The 17362-nt window shown below is 66.4% G+C and carries 16 protein-coding genes; 7 read left to right on the forward strand and 9 right to left on the reverse strand.

All coding sequences use genetic code 11. The features are described from left to right. Window positions 1-142: 142 nt before the first annotated feature. Window positions 143-778 (reverse strand): hypothetical protein, encoded by a 636-nt coding sequence (locus AAHM44_RS08990; RefSeq protein ID WP_342249753.1) that lies wholly within the window; start codon window positions 776-778, stop codon window positions 143-145. Window positions 779-1140: 362 nt separating this feature from the next. Here AAHM44_RS08990 and metG point away from each other — a divergent pair, with 362 nt between their 5' ends. The 6 genes from metG to AAHM44_RS09020 all read left to right on the forward strand — a co-directional run bounded on the left by metG (window position 1141) and on the right by AAHM44_RS09020 (window position 6142). Beyond that, the gene (gene metG, locus AAHM44_RS08995; protein WP_342249754.1) at window positions 1141-2640 is read left to right on the forward strand and encodes a methionine--tRNA ligase; all 1500 of its coding nucleotides are present in this window, start codon (window positions 1141-1143) and stop codon (window positions 2638-2640) included. Next, window positions 2637-3416: a TatD family hydrolase gene (locus AAHM44_RS09000; protein WP_342249755.1), complete on the forward strand. Its 780-nt coding sequence runs from the start codon at window positions 2637-2639 to the stop codon at window positions 3414-3416. Before metG ends, AAHM44_RS09000 begins: the two co-directional genes overlap by 4 nt. Next, a complete protein-coding gene (locus tag AAHM44_RS09005) occupies window positions 3413-4180 on the forward strand; it encodes an MBL fold metallo-hydrolase (protein ID WP_342249756.1) in 768 nt (255 codons plus the stop codon). The genes AAHM44_RS09000 and AAHM44_RS09005 overlap by 4 nt, the downstream gene beginning before the upstream one ends. Beyond that, a complete protein-coding gene (locus AAHM44_RS09010; RefSeq protein ID WP_342249757.1) occupies window positions 4177-4821 on the forward strand; it encodes a retropepsin-like aspartic protease family protein in 645 nt (214 codons plus the stop codon). Before AAHM44_RS09005 ends, AAHM44_RS09010 begins: the two co-directional genes overlap by 4 nt. 233 nt (window positions 4822-5054) lie before the next feature. Further along, a complete protein-coding gene (mazG, locus tag AAHM44_RS09015) occupies window positions 5055-5816 on the forward strand; it encodes a nucleoside triphosphate pyrophosphohydrolase (protein WP_342249758.1) in 762 nt (253 codons plus the stop codon). Beyond that, on the forward strand, window positions 5813-6142 hold the full coding sequence (locus AAHM44_RS09020; RefSeq protein ID WP_342249759.1) for a low molecular weight protein tyrosine phosphatase family protein: 330 nt from the start codon (window positions 5813-5815) through the stop codon (window positions 6140-6142). Before mazG ends, AAHM44_RS09020 begins: the two co-directional genes overlap by 4 nt. Window positions 6143-6145: 3 nt before the next feature. Here AAHM44_RS09020 and hflX read toward each other — a convergent pair whose 3' ends face one another. The 8 genes from hflX to AAHM44_RS09060 form a co-directional block, all read right to left on the reverse strand. Beyond that, window positions 6146-7435, reverse strand: coding sequence for a GTPase HflX (gene hflX, locus AAHM44_RS09025; protein ID WP_342249760.1), 1290 nt, complete (start codon window positions 7433-7435; stop codon window positions 6146-6148). An 8-nt stretch (window positions 7436-7443) separates the two neighbouring features. Next, the gene (hfq, locus tag AAHM44_RS09030) at window positions 7444-7998 is read right to left on the reverse strand and encodes an RNA chaperone Hfq (protein WP_342249761.1); all 555 of its coding nucleotides are present in this window, start codon (window positions 7996-7998) and stop codon (window positions 7444-7446) included. A 94-nt stretch (window positions 7999-8092) separates the two neighbouring features. Further along, complete coding sequence (gene ntrX, locus AAHM44_RS09035; RefSeq protein ID WP_342249762.1) at window positions 8093-9472, reverse strand: nitrogen assimilation response regulator NtrX; 1380 nt, start codon at window positions 9470-9472, stop codon at window positions 8093-8095. Continuing rightward, window positions 9469-11724 carry a sensor histidine kinase NtrY-like gene (locus AAHM44_RS09040; RefSeq protein ID WP_269575408.1) on the reverse strand — a complete coding sequence of 752 codons (2256 nt, stop codon included), beginning with the start codon at window positions 11722-11724 and terminating at the stop codon, window positions 9469-9471. The genes ntrX and AAHM44_RS09040 overlap by 4 nt, the downstream gene beginning before the upstream one ends. Before the next feature lie 60 nt (window positions 11725-11784). Continuing rightward, the gene (gene ntrC / locus AAHM44_RS09045) at window positions 11785-13230 is read right to left on the reverse strand and encodes a nitrogen regulation protein NR(I) (RefSeq protein WP_342249763.1); all 1446 of its coding nucleotides are present in this window, start codon (window positions 13228-13230) and stop codon (window positions 11785-11787) included. Further along, window positions 13227-14330 carry a two-component system sensor histidine kinase NtrB gene (locus tag AAHM44_RS09050; RefSeq protein WP_446745977.1) on the reverse strand — a complete coding sequence of 368 codons (1104 nt, stop codon included), beginning with the start codon at window positions 14328-14330 and terminating at the stop codon, window positions 13227-13229. The genes ntrC and AAHM44_RS09050 overlap by 4 nt, the downstream gene beginning before the upstream one ends. Continuing rightward, a complete protein-coding gene (gene dusB / locus AAHM44_RS09055) occupies window positions 14306-15304 on the reverse strand; it encodes a tRNA dihydrouridine synthase DusB (RefSeq protein WP_342249764.1) in 999 nt (332 codons plus the stop codon). Before dusB ends, AAHM44_RS09050 begins: the two co-directional genes overlap by 25 nt. Window positions 15305-15661: 357 nt before the next feature. After that, window positions 15662-16039: a TonB family protein gene (locus AAHM44_RS09060; protein WP_342249765.1), complete on the reverse strand. Its 378-nt coding sequence runs from the start codon at window positions 16037-16039 to the stop codon at window positions 15662-15664. A gap of 89 nt (window positions 16040-16128) precedes the next feature. Here AAHM44_RS09060 and AAHM44_RS09065 point away from each other — a divergent pair, with 89 nt between their 5' ends. Beyond that, on the forward strand, window positions 16129-17253 hold the full coding sequence (locus AAHM44_RS09065; protein WP_269575403.1) for a bifunctional 2-C-methyl-D-erythritol 4-phosphate cytidylyltransferase/2-C-methyl-D-erythritol 2,4-cyclodiphosphate synthase: 1125 nt from the start codon (window positions 16129-16131) through the stop codon (window positions 17251-17253). Window positions 17254-17362 lie beyond the last annotated feature (109 nt).

Genomic DNA, 17362 nt, shown 5'->3' on the forward strand with positions numbered 1-17362 from the left:
CTGCCCCCGCCCCCCCCGGGGGGCCCAGGGTTTCTCTGTCGTGTCGCTTTGTTACCCTGGGCCCCGGCGTTCGCCGGGGAGCAGCAGGTCGCGCTACGCGCCATCCAGTCCCAACCCATCCCGTGGACCAGACCAGAACCCCCTATTTCTCCCCCCAGCCCAGCAGTTCATTCGGATCGGGCGTATCCTCCATCCACACCACCTTGCTCGGCTTCTTGCTCTTCTTCTCGAGGATCGGGTCATAGGCGGCATTGCCGCCCTTCTTGTTGAGCTTCATCTCGCGGTTGATGTAGTCGCCGGTGAGCAGGTTCCAGCTGATCTCCGCGCCGTCATGGGCATAGGTGCGGCTGTAGAGCGTCGCGTCGATCCCGATCAGCCGCATGCGCGGCTTGGGGCCGGGGACCAGCCGGTAGCGATAGACCGCGTTCACCGCGGTGGTGCCGCCGGTCAGGTCGGTGATCTTGAGCACGCCCTTGGCGATGCTGACCTCGGCGGCGCCGAGCGGATAGCTGTCGAGCTTGAGCGTGCCCACCGGCGTCAGGTCGATGTCGAACTCGCCCTTGTGGAGCAGCAGCACCTTCAGCGTGCGCGTATCGTCGCCCCGGCCGATCAGCACCGTATCGGGCTGGCCGTCGCCGTTCAGGTCGCCATTGGTGCGGCTCTCCACTTCCTCGCCCTTTTCGAGGAAGCTCTTGATCGCCTCGTCGTTGATCGGTGAAGCCGTCTGCGCCGCCGCCGGTGTGGCGATCAGCAGTGCCGCGAGTGCCCAGATCCGCATGGGTTCGTCTCCCTGTTCGTTCGCATTGATACTCTCTTTCGTCATCCCCGCGAAGGCGGGGATCCAGGGTTTCTCTGCCGGACCGCTCTTGGTTGTCATCGCTTCCCCGGTGAACTCCTGGAACAAGGAAGGGAAAACGTCGAACCACTCCCCAGCTGATCCCCGGCCGACTGGACGGGGCCCAGTCGCAGCGAAGCCGGTGAGGCGGGAAACCCTCGCGACCCAAACCTCTCCACCGTCCCGGGCCATCGAGAGACCTCGGCAACTGAGCCCCGGCCTTCGCCAGGGGACTGGACGGGGAGGGGCTAAAACCAACCCATAGCCGGGGTGACGCAGCGAAACGGATCGCCTAAAGGGCCGCAATGGCCGACCCCTTCTACATCACCACCGCGATCCACTATCCCAATGGCCGCCCGCATATCGGGCATGCCTATGAGATGATCGCCGCCGACGCGATCGCCCGTTTCCAGCGCCAGCAGGGCCGTGACGTCTTCTTCCAGACCGGCACCGACGAGCATGGCCTCAAGATGGTCAAGACGGCGCGCGACCGCGACATGACCGCGCGCGAGTTGGCGGATGAGATGTCGAGCTATTTCAGTGAAATGGCCGAGAAGCTTGATATTTCGTGCGATCGTTTCATCCGCACCTCCGAGGCCGATCACTACAAGGCCAGCCAGGCGATCTGGCAGGCGATGGCCGATGCCGGCGATCTGTACCTCGATCGCTACGAGGGCTGGTATTCGGTGCGCGACGAGGCCTTTTACGAGGAGAAGGAACTGGTCGAGGGGGAAGGGGGCGTGAAGCTCTCGCCCCAGGGCACGCCGGTCGAGTGGACCGCCGAGGAGACCTGGTTCTTCAAGCTCTCCAAATATGAGAAGCCGCTGCTCGATTTCTACGCCGCCAACCCGGACTTCATCCGTCCGGAATCGCGCCGCAACGAAATCCTGCGCTTCGTCGAGGGCGGGCTCGCCGATCTCTCGGTGAGCCGCACCAGCTTCGACTGGGGCGTGCCGGTGCCGGGTTCGCCCGGCCATGTGATGTATGTTTGGGTCGATGCGCTGACCAACTACCTGACCGGCGCGGGCTATCCCGACGACCAGGCGCGCCTGGCGAAATACTGGCCGGCGGATATCCACCTGATCGGCAAGGACATCGTCCGCTTCCACACCGTCTACTGGCCCGCCTTCCTGATGTCGGCGAAGATCGCGCTGCCCAAGCAGGTCTTCGGCCACGGCTTCCTGCTCAACCGCGGGGAGAAGATGTCCAAGTCGGTCGGCAATGTCGTCGATCCGATGGCGCTGGCCGATTATTACGGCGTCGACGCGCTGCGCTATTTCCTGCTCCGCGATGTCAGCTTCGGCAATGACGGCACGTTCAGCGACGAGGCGATCGTCACCCGGGCGAACGCCGATCTCTCGAACAGCTTCGGCAATCTCGCCCAGCGCACGCTCGCCTTCATCGCCAAGAATTGCGAGGGGCATGTCGAGACCGGGCGCGTGGAAGAGGCGGACGGCGTGCTGATCGCCGAGGTCGAGAATGCCTGTGGCGGGTTCATCCGCGCGTTCGAGGATCTGGCGCTGAGCCAGGGCGTCGAGCTGTGGATGGCCGGGGTGTTCGCCTGCAACCAGTATATCGATGCCCAGGCGCCCTGGGGCCTGCGCAAGACCGATCCCGAGCGGATGCATGCGGTGCTGAACACGCTGCTGCGCGCGATCCGGCGTCTTGCCGTCACGATCGCGCCGGTGGTGCCGGGTTCGGCCGAGAAGCTGCTCGCGCAGCTCGGGCCGGAAGGGGATGCGGACTTCCGGATCGCGCCGCCGACCCCGATCTTCCCGCGTCTGGAACTCAAGGAAGAAGCGTGAACCTCGCCGACAGTCACTGCCATCTGATCTATAAGGGGCTGGGCGAGCAGCAGCCCGAGGTGCTGGCGCGTGCGCGTGCCGCCGGCGTCGCGGCGATGCTCAATATCTCGACGCGCGAGCGCGAATGGGACGAGGTGATCGCGGTCGCCGAGCGCGAGCCCGATGTCTGGGCCTCGGTCGGCATCCATCCGCATGAGGCGGACGAGCATCCCGATGTCGGTGCGGCGAAGCTGATCGAGAAAGCGCGGCATCCGCGCGTTGTCGGCATCGGCGAGACCGGGCTCGATTATTATTACGATCACAGCGACCGCGATCGCCAGCGGGCGAGCTTCCGCGCGCATATCGCGGCGTCGCGCGAGACCCAGCTGCCCTTGATTGTCCACACCCGCGATGCCGAGGCGGATACCGCCGAGATCCTGCGCGACGAGATGGGGAAGGGGGCCTTTCCGGGCGTCATCCACTGCTTCACCGCGAGCCGGGAATTTTCGGAGATCGCGCTTGAACTGGGCTTCTACATCTCCATCTCGGGGATCGTGACCTTCAAGAACGCGAAGGATTTGCAGGATACCGCGGCGCAGCTGCCGCTGGATCGCCTGCTGATCGAGACCGACGCGCCGTTCCTGGCGCCGGTGCCACATCGCGGGAAGACCGGCGAGCCGGCCTTTGTCGCCGACACCTGCCGCTTTCTTGCGGAGCTGCGCGGAGAGAGTTTCGAATCCCTCGCCTTGGCCACCCAGGCCAATTTTCACGCGCTGTTCGCCAAGACCCGCGCATGAAAATCCGGATCCTGGGCTGCGGAACCTCCTCCGGCGTGCCAAGGATCGGAAACGACTGGGGCGATTGCGATCCCCTGGAACCCAGGAACCGGCGGACCAGGGCCTCGGTCCTGGTCTCGACGGAAACGACCCGGATCCTGGTCGATACCAGCCCCGATTTCCGCGAGCAGGCCCTCGCGGCCGGGTTCAGCGACCTCGATGCGGTCATCTGGACCCATGACCACGCCGATCACTGCCACGGCATCGACGACCTCCGCCAGATCATGCACGCAAGGAACGGCGAGCCGGTGCGGGGCCTGGCGAGGCCCTTCACGCTCGAGCAACTCGACCTGCGCTTCTCCTATGCCTTTCACGGCCGCGCGCTTTACCGGCCGACGATCGCGATCGAGCCGCTGCCCGATACAATCACGATCGGCGATATCCACATCCGGGTAGTCGATCAGCCGCACGGCGGCATAACCTCAGCCGGGCTACGCTTCGACGCTAATGGAAGATCAATAGCTTATGCTATAGATTTCAGCGAGATGACGATGAATATGCGTGGTCTGTATCAGGATCTGGATCTGTGGGTGGTCGATTGCCTCCGCCGCGAACCGCATCCTACGCACGCGCATCTGGGCGAGGTGCTGCAATGGGTGAGGGACCTCCAGCCGCGCCGGACCCTGTTGTCGCACATGGACAATTCGATGGATTATGCCACGCTCGTCGCGACGCTGCCCGAGGGCGTGGCGCCGGGATTTGACGGCATGGAGGTCGTGCTGTGACCGATGATCGCATCATCCAGCTGATCTTGCTGCTCGGCGCGCTGATGCTGGCGCTCCGGGCGCTGTCGGCGCAGCGGATCAGCCTGCGCGGGTTGCTCCAGACGGTGCTGCTCTGGGGCATCATCGGCGTAACGATGGTGATCGTGCTCTATCATCGCCAGGAACTGGGCGGCCTGTTGGCTCGTGCGTCCGAAAAGCTCGGCTATGAGCAGCAGAGCGTCGTTGGCGATACGGTGCGCATCAAGATGAGCCCGGACGGGCATTTCTGGGCGCGCGTGCAGATCAATGGCGTTGAGCGACGCATGCTGGTCGACAGCGGTGCCACGATCACCGCAATCTCGCGCGACACGGCCGAGGCCGCCGACGTCAAACCCGCATTGGCACCACCCGTGCTCATCGAGACAGCCAATGGCACCGTGCAGGCGCAGTCGGCTCGCGCCGAGGAAGTCGCGATCGGGCCGCTTTCGACGCAAGGCCTGCCACTGGTGGTAGGCGAGAGCTTTGGCGACCTCGACGTGCTCGGCATGAACTTTCTGTCGCGGTTGAAGTCGTGGCGCGTCGAGGATCGCACGCTGATCCTCGAGCCGCGCAAGCAAACCGAAGCCCAGCTGGTTATCCCGCGTTCGCGAGACCGGGAATAAGTCGAGGGGCCAGATCGCACCCGCAGAACTGCTTCTTATTTTACATAATGTATATTATCGATCTAACACGAAGCGCGTTCCGGACTTCTCTCCGAGGCCCCCTGGCGCTGTTTTCCGGCGGTTTTTGCCCAATGTGCCCAATGAGAATGCCGCACCCTTGGCGCGATCGACCCTGAGCCTTTCCTTCGCGTGATCGCCTGCCTAGGCTCGCGGAGCATTTCCTGGAGGCCCAATTGACCAACCCTGCTCCCGCCATCGACCGCCTTGTCGCCATCATGGCGCGGTTGCGCGACCCGAAGACGGGCTGCGAATGGGATACGGTCCAGACCTTCGCCACGATCGCGCCCTATACGATCGAGGAAGCCTATGAAGTTGCCGATGCGATCGAGCGCGGCGACATGGCGGATCTGAAGGACGAACTCGGCGACCTGTTGCTCCAGGTCGTGTTCCACAGCCGCATGGCCGAGGAAGCCGGCGACTTCGTCCTGGCCGATGTCGCCAACGCGATCAGCGACAAGATGGAGCGTCGCCACCCGCACATCTTCCTGGGCGCGGCCGAGGGCGGCCATCACCTTTGGGAACAAATCAAGGCCGCGGAGCGGGGCGAAAAGGGCCATGAAAGCGCGCTGGACGGTGTGGCGATCGGCCTCCCCGCCCTGCTCCGCGCCGAAAAGCTCCAGAAGCGCGCCGCCCGCACTGGCTTCGACTGGCCAGACCCCAGTGGCGCCCGCGCCAAGGTCGACGAGGAGCTGGCCGAGGTCGAGGCTGCGGTCACCCCGGCAGAGGTCGAGGAAGAGGTCGGTGACCTGCTGTTCGCGGTGGTCAACTGGGCACGCAAGCTGGGTGTCGATCCCGAGGCTGCATTGCGTGGTGCTAACAAGAAATTCGAGAAGCGTTTCAAGGCCATGGAGGATGAAGCTGGGGATGCGTTCGAAGGACTGAGCCTCGATGCCAAGGAAGAACTCTGGGTGAGAGCAAAGATCACCACACGATGAAGAATGTTCTGTTCGTCTGTAGCCAGAACAAGCTGCGAAGCCCGACGGCGGAGCAGATCTTCGCCGATCATCCGGCGATAGAGACGAGTTCCGCCGGGACCAACAACGACGCCGAGAATCCACTCGATGCCGAACTGATCGAATGGGCGGATTTGATCTTCGCGATGGAACGCGAGCATCGCAGCAAGATCCGGAAGCGCTATCGGTCGGCGCTGAACGGCAAGAACATCGTCGTTCTCGACATTCCCGACGAATATGCGTTCATGGATTCCGAGCTGATCGCACTGCTGCGCGCGCGGATGGCGCGCTACCTGCCGCCCGCCTGAGCCTCAGCTCCGCGTCAGGAACCGCTCATAGTCCCGCGGTGCCATGCGCACCTCGTAGACTGCTTGATCGCCGTCCATCCCCTGCTCGATCACTTCGCCATGCTGGTGCAGCCAAGCGGCTGCGGCGCCGTCGGCGGGATCGAGATGGAGGGTGTAGCGACGGTGACCTTCGGTGAGGCGGGCGGCGACCGCGGTGATGAGGGCGTCTACCCCTTCCCCGGTCACGGCCGAGACAGGCATCACGTCCTCGCGCTTCGCGGCCTCGGCGAGTAGTGCCTCACGGTGCTCGTCGTCGAGCAGATCAACCTTGTTCCAGGCTTCGAAGCGCGGCGTGGCCTCCGCGACGCCGATATCGGCGAGCACGGCCTCGACATCGTCCTTCTGCGCTTCGCTGTCCGGATGCGCGATATCGCGGACATGGATCAGCAGGTCGGCCGAGACCACCTCTTCCAGCGTTGCCTTGAAGGCGGCGACGAGCTGGGTCGGCAGTTCGGAGACGAAACCCACCGTGTCCGAGAGGATCGCCTTGTCGATGCCGGGCAGCGAGATCTGTCGCAGGGTCGGATCGAGCGTGGCGAAGAGGAGGTTCTCCGCCATGACGTCACTTCCGGTCAGGCGATTGAAAAGCGTCGACTTTCCGGCGTTGGTATAGCCCACCAGCGCAATCACCGGCCAGGGTGCGCGCTGGCGGCGGTCGCGGTGGAGCGTGCGGGTGCGGCTGACGGAATCCAGCTCGCGGCGCAGGCGCGCCATGCGGTCGCGGATCAACCGGCGGTCGGCCTCGATCTGGGTTTCGCCCGGGCCGCCAAGGAAGCCGAAGCCGCCGCGCTGGCGCTCGAGGTGGGTCCAGCTGCGGACGAGACGCCCGGCCTGGTAATCGAGGTGCGCGAGCTCGACCTGGAGCCGGCCCTCAGCGGTGCGTGCGCGCTCGCCGAAAATCTCGAGGATCAGGCCGGTACGGTCGATCACCTTGCAGCTGAGCCCGGTTTCGAGGTTGCGCTGCTGGACGGGCGTGAGGCTCGCGTCGAACACGGCGAGCGTCAGTTCGCTGTCACGGACCGTCTCGGCCAGGGCTTCCACCTGGCCCGAGCCGATCAGCGTGCCGGGCTTGGGCGCGCGGATGCGCAAGGCTACCCGCTCGACCACCTCGACGCCGATCGCGGCGGCAAGGCCGGCAGTTTCCTCCAGACGCGCATCCGCATCACGCGAGCTGCCGCCGAGGTCCGGATAGACCACGACCGCTCGCGCGCCCCGGGTGAATTCATCGGGGTCGCGCTCGAAACCGGTGCTCATACGATCGCTCAGTCGTCGCTATTCTGTTCCTCGGCGAGGTTCAGCGGGTGCGCCGGCTGGATCGTCGAGACAGCATGCTTGTAGACCAGCTGGGCCATGCCCTCGCGCTGGAGCAGCATGCAGAACAGGTCAAAGGCCGCGATCTGGCCCTGGAGCATCACGCCATTGACCAGGAACATCGTGACATTTTCCTGCTGGCGGCGGACCGCGTTCAGGAAAATCTCCTGCAATACCGGGTTCTTGGACTGATATTCTCCCACCGCTTCGAGGAGCGGCGCAAGATCGACCGGGCCCGAGGGCATGATCGTGGAGATCGCGTGCTTGTAGATGAGCTGCGACTGGCCGTCGCGGCGGAGCAGCACCGAAAAATTGTCGAACCAGGTGACAATGCCCTGGAGCTTGACGCCCTTCACGAGGAACATCGTGACCGGGGTCTTCGACCGGCGCAGCGAGTTGAGGAACAGATCCTGAAGCGAGGTCTGCTTTTCGGCCATCGTACGTGACTCTCTTTGTTGGCGGGAGTTTCCCGCTTGGCGCCGTTCTCCGGCGTCGGGTCCGTGCACCCGTGTGGTGCGCAGCGGCGCCCTTTTATGCGTTGGCGGCCGAATCGTCCAGCCGGGGAATGCTTCAGACGTTGGTTGGGGCCGTAGCCCCGCCCTATTCTTCCCGGCTGTCGGTGATCCCGAGCAGCTTGAGCTTCCGGTGCAGCGCCGAGCGCTCCATGCCGATGAAGCTCGCCGTGCGCGAGATGTTGCCCGAGAAGCGGCGGATCTGGACGCGGAGATACTCGCGCTCGAAGCTCTCGCGCGCTTCCTTGAGCGGGGCACCCATGATCGCGCTGGTGCCCATGCCGCCGCCGGTATCGGCGGGGCGGCCGAGCACTTCGGGGGGCAACAGGTCGATGTCGATACGGCCGATGCGGTCGCCCGGCGCCAGGATCACGGTGCGCTCGACGACGTTGCGGAGCTGGCGGACATTGCCCGGCCACTCATAGCTCTGCAGCGCGACCATCGCATCGGGCGCGATCTCGGGCGTCGGTACGCGGCGTTCGTTCGCATAGTGCGCGACGAAATGCTCGACCAGGACCGGGATGTCCTCGCGGCGATCGGTGAGCGGCGGGATCGTCACCGGCACGACGTTGAGCCGGTAATAGAGGTCCTCGCGGAAGCGGCCCTCGGCGATTTCGCTCATCAGGTCGCGCGCGGTCGCCGAGACGACACGGACATCGACCTTGACCACCCGGGTGCCGCCGACGCGGGTGAAGCTCTGGTCGGTCAGGACGCGCAGGATGCGCGCCTGGGTGGCGACCGGCATGTCGGCGATCTCGTCGAGGAACAGCGTGCCGCCATGTGCCTGTTCGAGCAGGCCGGTGCGGACCAGATCCCCGCCCTCCTCGACGCCGAACAGCTCCTCCTCCACGCGCTCGGGCTGCATGCGCGCGGCGCTGACGATGACGAAGGGCGCGGTAGCGCGCTGGCTCCAGCCATGGAGCAGCCGGGCGGCGACTTCCTTGCCCGTGCCGGCGCCGCCGGTGATCAGCACGCGGCTGCCGGTGGAGGCGACGCGCTTGAGCGTGGCGCGAACGGTGTTGATCGAGCCCGACTGGCCGGTGAGGTCCTCCTCGCGGCCTGCCGAGGCACGCAGCGAGGCGACTTCACGCTTGAGCCGCTCGGTCTCGGTGGCGCGTTCGACGAGGAACAGCAGGCGCTCGGCCTCGAACGGCTTCTCGATGAAATCCGAGGCGCCGCGACGGATCGCGGCGACGGCGGTGTCGAGATTGCCATGGCCCGAGATCACCAGCACCGGGATCGAGGGATCGCGGCGCTTGATCTCGTCGAGGATCTCCAGCCCGTCGAGCCGCGAGCCGTGCAGCCACACGTCGAGCAGCACGAGGCTGGGACGCCGTTCCGCGATCGCTTCCAGCGCCTCGTCGCTATTGGCGGCGCCGCGCGTCGAATAGCCCTCGTCCTCCAGCACGCCGGCAACCAGTTCACGGATGTCGCGCTCATCGTCGACGACCAGGATATCGAGACTCATGACTTGGAACTTCCAGTACGGGTAAGCACGGCGGGACGCGGTTCTTCGCCGCCCTCGCCCTCAGGGGAACTCACCATCTCGGCGAGCTGATCGGTATCGAAGCAGAGCGTCACCAGCGTGCCGCCGCCCGGACGATCCGAGAAGGCGATGGTGCCGAAATGCTCCTCGACGATCTTCTTCACGATCGCGAGGCCAAGGCCGGTGCCGCGGCTGCGCGTCGTCATGTACGGCTCGACGATCCGGTCGCGCTCGACCGGCAGGCCGATGCCGTTGTCGGCCAGCGTCAGGGTGATCCTGCCGCCTTCCTCCGGGCTGATCGTCATGACGACCTGGCCCTGGGGCAGTGCCTCCCCTTCCCCGCGCGCCTCGATCGCCTCGACGGCGTTCTTGACGATATTGGTGAAGGCCTGGCCGATCTGGCGGCGATCGCAGATCAGGCCGGGAGCCGGATCGGGCGCGTCCATCTCGAAGCGGATCGTCGGATGCGCGACTTCGTGGAGGAACATTGCCTGGCGCGCGATGTCGAGCAGCGATTCCTGGCGGAACATCGGCTTGGGCATGCGCGCGAAGGAGGAGAATTCGTCGACCATGCGGCGCAGGTCTCCGACCTGGCGGACGATCGTGTCGGTCAGCTGGGCGAAAGTGCCGTCCTCGGGCTCGATCTTCTTGCCATAGCGGCGCTTGAGGCGCTCGGCGGCGAGCTGGATCGGGGTGAGCGGGTTCTTGATCTCATGCGCGATGCGGCGCGCGACGTCGGACCAGGCGGCCCGGCGCTGGTCGTTGAGCTGCTGGGTGATGTCGTCGAAGGTGAGCACCTGACCCGCCTCGTCGCTGGTGACCTTCACGGCGAGCGTGCGCGCATCGCCGCCGGTGCCGAGCTGGATCACTGCCTCGCGGTCGCCGGTGTCGAGCAGGTCGTTGAGTTCGGGCGCGAGCTCGGCGAGCGGGTGGCCGACCAGCTCCTGCTCGCCCTGGTGGAGCAGCTCGATCGCGGATTCGTTGATTAGTCGGACGTTGCGCTGGGCGTCGATCGAGATGACGCCCGCCGAGACGCCCGACATCACCGCTTCGATCAGCACGCGGCGGCTTTCGAGCTGGGCGTTGGCGGTCCTGAGTGCCCCGGTCTGTTGCTCGAGACGCTCGGTCATGCCGTTGAAGGCGTCGCCCAAGGTGCTGATCTCGTCGCCGGTCTGCGGGATGTCGACACGCGCGGCGAGGTCGCCGCCGGCGACGCGGCGGGCGGCGGTGACGAGCTGCTCGACCGGCTTGACCAGGCGATCGGCCACCGCGAGCGCAATCCAGGTGGCGATGCTGACGATCAGCAGCGCGACGCCGAACAGGACGGCGTTGAACTGGAGCTGGAGCGCCCGCGAGCGTGCCTGCAGGGCGTTGAACTCGGCGACGATGCGGTCCGCGCCCGAATTCTGCCGGTTCATGAAGTCCACGTTCACGCTGTTCGCGACGTAGAGGAAGATGTTCTGCGAGCGATCGAGCGGGGTGACGACCCACTGCTTCTCGGCATCGAAATTGGTGTAGCTCTGCTCGTCCTTGAGCAGGTTGAGGACCTGGCCCGAGACACGCGCGGCGAAGGTCTTCGCGGGAGGTGCTTCCCAGGCGTACATCGCCTCGACCTGCTTGCCGCCGACGACGCGGAACACGACCGCCTGATCGAAAGAGCGGTAATAGAGCTGCTGGAGGAGGCTGCTCTGGAACGCCTGCGAATTGACCGGGATCTTGGGGAAATCGCCGGTGAGGTCATCGACCATGGTGCGCGCTTCGGTGGCCCAGCGCTGGGCGACGAGGCCGCGGCCCTCCTTGGCGAGGTCGGTCGTCGCGTCGAAGGCGTTGCGCGCGCGCTCCGAGCCCCAGAGCTGAACGCCCGACTGGAACATCACCGATGCCGCGATCACGGTCAGCACGATCGGGATGCTCGCCATCAGGGTGAACACCGCGACGAGGCGGACATGGAGGCGTCCGCCACCCGCCAGCGCCGATTTGGCGGCGCGGTGGATGGCGATACGGCGGCCGATCAGCACGATCAGCGCGACATAGGGCAGCAGGTTCGCCAGCAGCAGCGATGCGGCGACGCCGGGATTGAAGACCTGGTGCGAGAAGTTGCGGACGAACAGGAATGTGGCGACCGGCGTGGCCACGGCCAGCGCCAGCACCACGATTTCCAGCAGCCGGATAGGCGCCAACTGCCGCCCTTTCGGCGTGACCTCGATCAGGGAATCGGCGGTGACGGCATCCATCGTGGCCAAGCTAGATCGAGATTGTGGCAAAAAGAACACATAATCGTGCGCAGTCTGTCGCTATTCGGCACCATCCGGGCGATTGGGGCCGACATCGATGCCGAGCGTATCGAGCCGTTTCCGCAGCGTATTCCGGTTGATCCCCAGCGCGCGGGCGGCGCGGAGCTGGTTGCCGCCGTGGCGCGCGAGCATCGCCTCGATCAGCGGGCGCTCGACCTCGCCGATGATGCGATCGTAGAGCGTGCCGTCGTCGAGCGCGCGGGGCTCCTCGATGGCGATGCGCTCGAGCCGGGCGCGGACGGCGGCCTCGATGCCTTCGTCTCGAGTCGCCTGGACCGGTGCGGCACTGGCCTCGCCCAGGGCGCGGCGCAGGGCGTCGCCGTCGATCACTTCGTCACGGCTGAGCGCGGCAATGCGGCGCATGAGGTTCTCGAGCTGGCGGACATTGCCCGGCCAGTCATAGGTTTCGAGCACCCGTATCGCGTCGGCCGCGAGGCTCTTGCGCGGCAGGCCGTCCTCGGCGGCGCGATCGAGGAAGTGGCGGGCGAGCAAGGGCACGTCGTCGCGGCGCTCGCGCAGCGACGGCAGCGCGATCGGGACGACGTTGAGGCGGTAGAACAGGTCCTCGCGGAACTGCCCGGCCTGGACGAGCGCGGCCAGATCCTTGTTGGTGGCAGCGACGATGCGGACGTCCGCCTTGATCGCGCGGGCACCGCCGACGGTGGTGAATTCGCCCTGCTGGAGCACGCGGAGCAGGCGGGTCTGCGCGTCCATCGGCATGTCGCCGATCTCGTCGAGGAACAGCGTGCCCCCGGCCGCCTGCTCGAACTTGCCGGCGACGCGGGCGGCAGCGCCGGTAAAAGCACCCCGCTCATGCCCGAACAGCTCCGCCTCGATCAGCTCGCGCGGGATCGCGGCCATGTTGAGCGCGACGAAGGGCGCGCGGCGGCGCGGGCCGAGATCGTGGATCGCCTTGGCGACCAGCTCCTTGCCGGTGCCCGATTCGCCCGAGATCAGCACCGTGAGGTCGTTCGAGACGACGCGGGCGATGACCCGGTAGACCTCCTGCATCGCCGGCGAGCGGCCGATCAGCGAAGAGCCGCCACTCAGCTCTTCATCGGGCTGCTCGGCGGGGGCATGGCGGCCGCGGGCGATGGCGCTGCGCACGGCCTGGCCGAGCACGTCGAGGTCGAAGGGCTTGGGGAGGTAGTCGAAGGCGCCGACCTCGGTGGCGCGGACTGCCGTCGCCAGCGTGTTCTGCGCGGAGAAGACGATCACCGGCAGGGCGGGATGCTCGGCGGTGAGCCTGGCGACTTCGTCGAGGCCGTTGCCGTCGGGCAGCACCACGTCGGTGACCAGCACATCGGGTAGTGCCGCACCGATCGCGCGGCGCAGCTCGGCGAGGCTGGCTGCCGTCGTGACGGCATGGCCTTCGCGGCGCAGCGCGGCGGCGACCACGGTGCGGATCGCGCTGTCGTCGTCGACGACCAGGACCGAGCCGCTCATGCCTTGGCTCGCGGGAGCAGAATACGGAAGACTGTCATTTCAGGGGGGCGTTCCCGGGCATATTGGATGATCCCGCCCATGTCGCGGACCAGCTTCTCGACGAGCGGGAGGCCCAGCCCCTTCCCCTCCGGCTTGCCCGATACGAAGGGCTCGAACAGGTGCTCGGCAATGTCCTCGGGCGCGCCGGGGCCATTGTCCATGACGCAGATCTCGATCGGCAGCGGCACGCGCGGGCGGCCGGCGCCGGTGCTGACCGACATGCCGTGGCGATAGGCGGTGGTCAGCACGATGCGTGGCTGGGCCAGCCCGCCCAGCGCCTCGGCGGCGTTCTTGAGCAGGTTCATCATCACCTGCTGGAAGGCGTCGGGATCGATCAGCACCTGCGGCAGCGAGGGATCGAAGCGCTCCTCGATCACCATGCCGCGGGCGAAGCCGGCCAGCGCGACGCGGCGGGCATGGTCGAGCAGCGGATAGACATTGGTCGGCTCGAGCTTGAGCGGCCGCGTGTCGGTGAAATCCTGCATCCGGTCGATCAGCGCGACGATGCGATCGACTTCGGTGGTGATCAGGCCGGTGAGCTCGCGGTCCTCGCCCGAGCTGGCGAGCAGCTGCGCCGCGCCGCGGATGCCCGAGAGCGGGTTCTTGATCTCATGCGCCAGCATCGCGGCGGCACCCACCGCGGCACGGGCGCCGGCGCTACGGTCGGCGCCCTGCGCCACCCGGCGGGACTGGGGCGCGTGATGGAGGGTGACGATGCGCCAGCCCGGATGATCGGCGACCATCGTCTCGACGAAATCGACACGGATGCGCGGGCCGCGGATCGCCTCGATCTCGATGTCGAAGGCAGCGAAGCCGTGCCCGTCACGTCGATCGACATAACCATCGGGCGGGCTCAGCACCGCGTCATAGGGCTGGCCGATCATCGTGGTCTCGGCATGGTTGAGCATCGCCTCGCACGCCGCATTGGCATGGGCGATGCGACCGTCGGGATCGATGACGAGGACCGCGACGGGGAGCGCGGCGAACATCTCCGCGAAGCTGGGGCCAGTGGCGGGCGGCGCAGGCCGCAGCCGCCTCAGGCCGCCGCGCGGGAACGCCACGGCGCGTAGAATTCGTCGAGCATCGCCAGCACCGTCTTGGCGTCGGCTATCTGGTTGACCTTGTTGCGGAATTCGGCCGAGCCGGTGAGGCCCTTGGTGTACCAGCCGAGATGCTTGCGCATCATGTTGACGCCGGTCATCTCACCATAATGTTCGAGACTATCGACGTAATGCTCGATAATAACACGATATTGTTCGTCGATGCTCGGGTCGGCGCGCTCGCCCTTGCCCGTCAGCGCATCCATCACCTGGCGCAGCACCCAGGGCTTGCCGTACGCGCCGCGGCCGATCATCACCCCGTCCGCGCCCGACTGGCGCAGCGCCTCGCGGGCATCCTCGACCGAACAGATGTCGCCATTGACGATCACCGGGATCTTCACCGCGTCCTTGACCGTGCGGACGAACGCCCAGTCGGCCGAGCCGCGATACATCTGGTTGCGGGTGCGGCCATGCACCGTGACCATCTTCACCCCGAGATCCTCGGCGATGCGGGCCAGTTCCGGCGCGTTGAGGCTGTCGTGGCACCAGCCCATGCGCATCTTGAGCGTGACCGGCACGTCGACCGCCTTGACGCAGGCGTCGATCAGCGAGGCGGCATGCTTGAGGTCGCGCATCAGCGCCGAGCCGGCATCGCCATTGGTGACCTTGCGGACCGGGCAGCCCATGTTGATGTCGATGATTGCGGCGCCGCGATCCTCGTTGAGCTTGGCGGCCTCGGCCATCTCGGCGGGCGAGCAGCCGACGAGCTGCATCGACACCGGCTCCTCGATCGGATCCCAGGCGGCCTTCTGGATCGACTGGCGCGTGTCGCGGATCGCGGCGGCGCTGGCGATCATCTCGGTGACGTTGAGGCCCGAGCCGTAACGGCGCACGGCGCGGCGGAACGGCAGGTCGGTCACGCCGGTCATCGGCGCGAGAATGACCGGGTCTTCGACCGTCACCGGGCCGATCTGGATGGGGGCGAGTTCGCTCATGACAATGCCTGAAAAATAGGCAGCGGCACCTACAGGTACAAGCAGATATTGGCAAGTAGACGGTTCCGGACGCGGAAGCTGGCGTTGGTTGCACGCCAGGCGGGTTGCGCGGTGGCGCTCCGGGGAATGGAAATCAGCCAGGAATGGCGGAAACGCGCGGGTTTCCGCGGAGTCGATGTGCGCATTGCCTGACGCCTTGAACGCGGATGTTGGCGCGGTGCCCTCGCAGCGTTGCGGCAAGCCGTTGCGCGAGTGCGGGAAATCCTGTGCTCGCTTCGGCGTATCGACAGTTCAAAGAGCGGCCGGTGGGAACCGGCTGAGCTTCGAGGCTGCCGGAGGATTTCCTACATTGGAAGGCTATTCAGGCTCGCCTGGTTTTGGCGGCCAATGGATGATCATGCGAAACTCCGTGGCAAGATTGCCCATCGGCGTGATGGCGGGCGTGAACTCGGCGCGCTTCAGCAGCAGCCTGCAGGTCTCGCGATCAAGCCATCGCGATCCGCTGGACCTGGCAACCTTGCATCCCCCCACCTGCCCCTGCTCGCCGACGGCCAGGGCCACCTTGACGCTTCGGCGCCCGAGCTTTCGGCGGATTTCCGCTGGATAGTCGTGATCGGTGATCCAGCTTTCGGAGTGAAGGGGGCTCGCGCCGGTCGAGATCATCTCGCTCCGCCCATAGTCCTGCTCGGGGACATCCTGTTGGGCGAGGAGTGCGAGCAAGGTGAGGATGAGCATGCGGGCCTCCAATGCCGGCAGATACTATGCGCGTAGTTGGGGAAATCAAATGGTGGCAGCGCTACGGGGCATACGCTAGGCGACTGGCGATGAGGACTGTCGCCATTATCGTCGCCGCCGGGAGCGGTACCCGGGCCGGGGGGAGCGTGCCCAAGCAGTTCGCGCCGCTGGCCGGCAAGCCGATGCTCCGGCACAGCTTCGACGCCTTGACGTCCCATCCTGAAGTGGACGCTGTGGTCGTAGTTGTTGGCGAAGGCCAGGAATCGGCGCTGCACGCGGTGCTGGGGGATGTGCCCCTTGCGATCGGCGGGGCGACGCGGCGGGAAAGCGTACAGAACGGTCTGGTACTGGCGGGGGATGCGGACCGCGTGCTGATCCACGATGCCGCCCGCCCCTTCCTGTCGCACGCCGTTATCGACCGACTGCTGGCGGCGCTGGACGATCATGCCGGAGCCATTCCGGGCCTGCCGGTGGCGGATACGCTTGTTTCCGCGTCCGGAGCGTCTGTTCCGCGCGAAGGGCTGGTGCGGGTGCAGACGCCACAGGCGTTTCGCGGGGCCGATATCGCCGAGGCGCATGCGGCGTGGCCGCCGGATCAGGAAGCGACCGATGACGCGCAGATGGTGCGCGCACTCGGCAAGACGGTTGCAGTCGTGGAAGGGAGCACGATGCTCGAGAAGATCACCCACCCCAATGATTTCGCCGCCGCCGAGGCGCGGTTCGGGGCTTCGATGCGGGTACGGACCGCGACCGGCTATGACGTGCACCGCTTCGCCGAGGGCGAGGAGCTCTGGCTGGGCGGGGTGAAGGTGCCCTATTCGCGCGGGCTTTCCGGGCATAGCGACGCCGATGTGGTGCTGCACGCGATCACCGACGCGCTGCTCGGCACGATCGGCGCGGGCGATATCGGCATGCACTTCCCGCCGAGCGACCCGAAATGGCGCGGGGCGGCCTCGGCGCAGTTCCTCCAGCATGCGGCGGGCCTGGTGGCGGCCGAGGGTGGCGTGATCGATTTCGTCGACGTCACGATCATCTGCGAGGCGCCCAAGGTGGGCCCGCACCGCGAGGCGATCCGGGCGAGCATTGCCGCGATCCTGGGGCTGCGGGTTTCCGAAGTGAGCGTGAAGGCGACGACCACCGAGCGGCTGGGGTTCACCGGGCGCGGCGAGGGCATGGCCGCGCAGGCGGTGGCGACGGTGCGGGTGCCTGCCTGAGTGATGGTCTTGCGGCTCTCCGGCGAAAGCCGGGGCCCAGGGTCACAAGCGAAATGGCAGAGAAACCCTGGGCCCCGGCCTTCATCGGGGAACTGCCGAGCATTGGGGG

Origin of the sequence: Sphingomonas sp. OTU376 (assembly GCF_038440415.1) — a bacterium.
GTDB lineage: Bacteria > Pseudomonadota > Alphaproteobacteria > Sphingomonadales > Sphingomonadaceae > Sphingomonas > Sphingomonas kyeonggiensis_A.

Coding starts and splice junctions, on each gene's coding strand:
- hflX (WP_342249760.1), bottom strand. CDS start 7,435: ATGAGCACCGGTTTCGAGCGCGACCCCGATGAATTCACCCGGGGCGCG.
- AAHM44_RS09005 (WP_342249756.1), top strand. CDS start 3,413: ATGAAAATCCGGATCCTGGGCTGCGGAACCTCCTCCGGCGTGCCAAGG.
- dusB (WP_342249764.1), bottom strand. CDS start 15,304: ATGAGCGAACTCGCCCCCATCCAGATCGGCCCGGTGACGGTCGAAGAC.
- ntrX (WP_342249762.1), bottom strand. CDS start 9,472: ATGAGTCTCGATATCCTGGTCGTCGACGATGAGCGCGACATCCGTGAA.
- metG (WP_342249754.1), top strand. CDS start 1,141: ATGGCCGACCCCTTCTACATCACCACCGCGATCCACTATCCCAATGGC.
- AAHM44_RS08990 (WP_342249753.1), bottom strand. CDS start 778: ATGCGGATCTGGGCACTCGCGGCACTGCTGATCGCCACACCGGCGGCG.
- AAHM44_RS09060 (WP_342249765.1), bottom strand. CDS start 16,039: ATGCTCATCCTCACCTTGCTCGCACTCCTCGCCCAACAGGATGTCCCC.
- AAHM44_RS09065 (WP_269575403.1), top strand. CDS start 16,129: ATGAGGACTGTCGCCATTATCGTCGCCGCCGGGAGCGGTACCCGGGCC.
- ntrC (WP_342249763.1), bottom strand. CDS start 13,230: ATGAGCGGCTCGGTCCTGGTCGTCGACGACGACAGCGCGATCCGCACC.
- AAHM44_RS09040 (WP_269575408.1), bottom strand. CDS start 11,724: ATGGATGCCGTCACCGCCGATTCCCTGATCGAGGTCACGCCGAAAGGG.
- AAHM44_RS09020 (WP_342249759.1), top strand. CDS start 5,813: ATGAAGAATGTTCTGTTCGTCTGTAGCCAGAACAAGCTGCGAAGCCCG.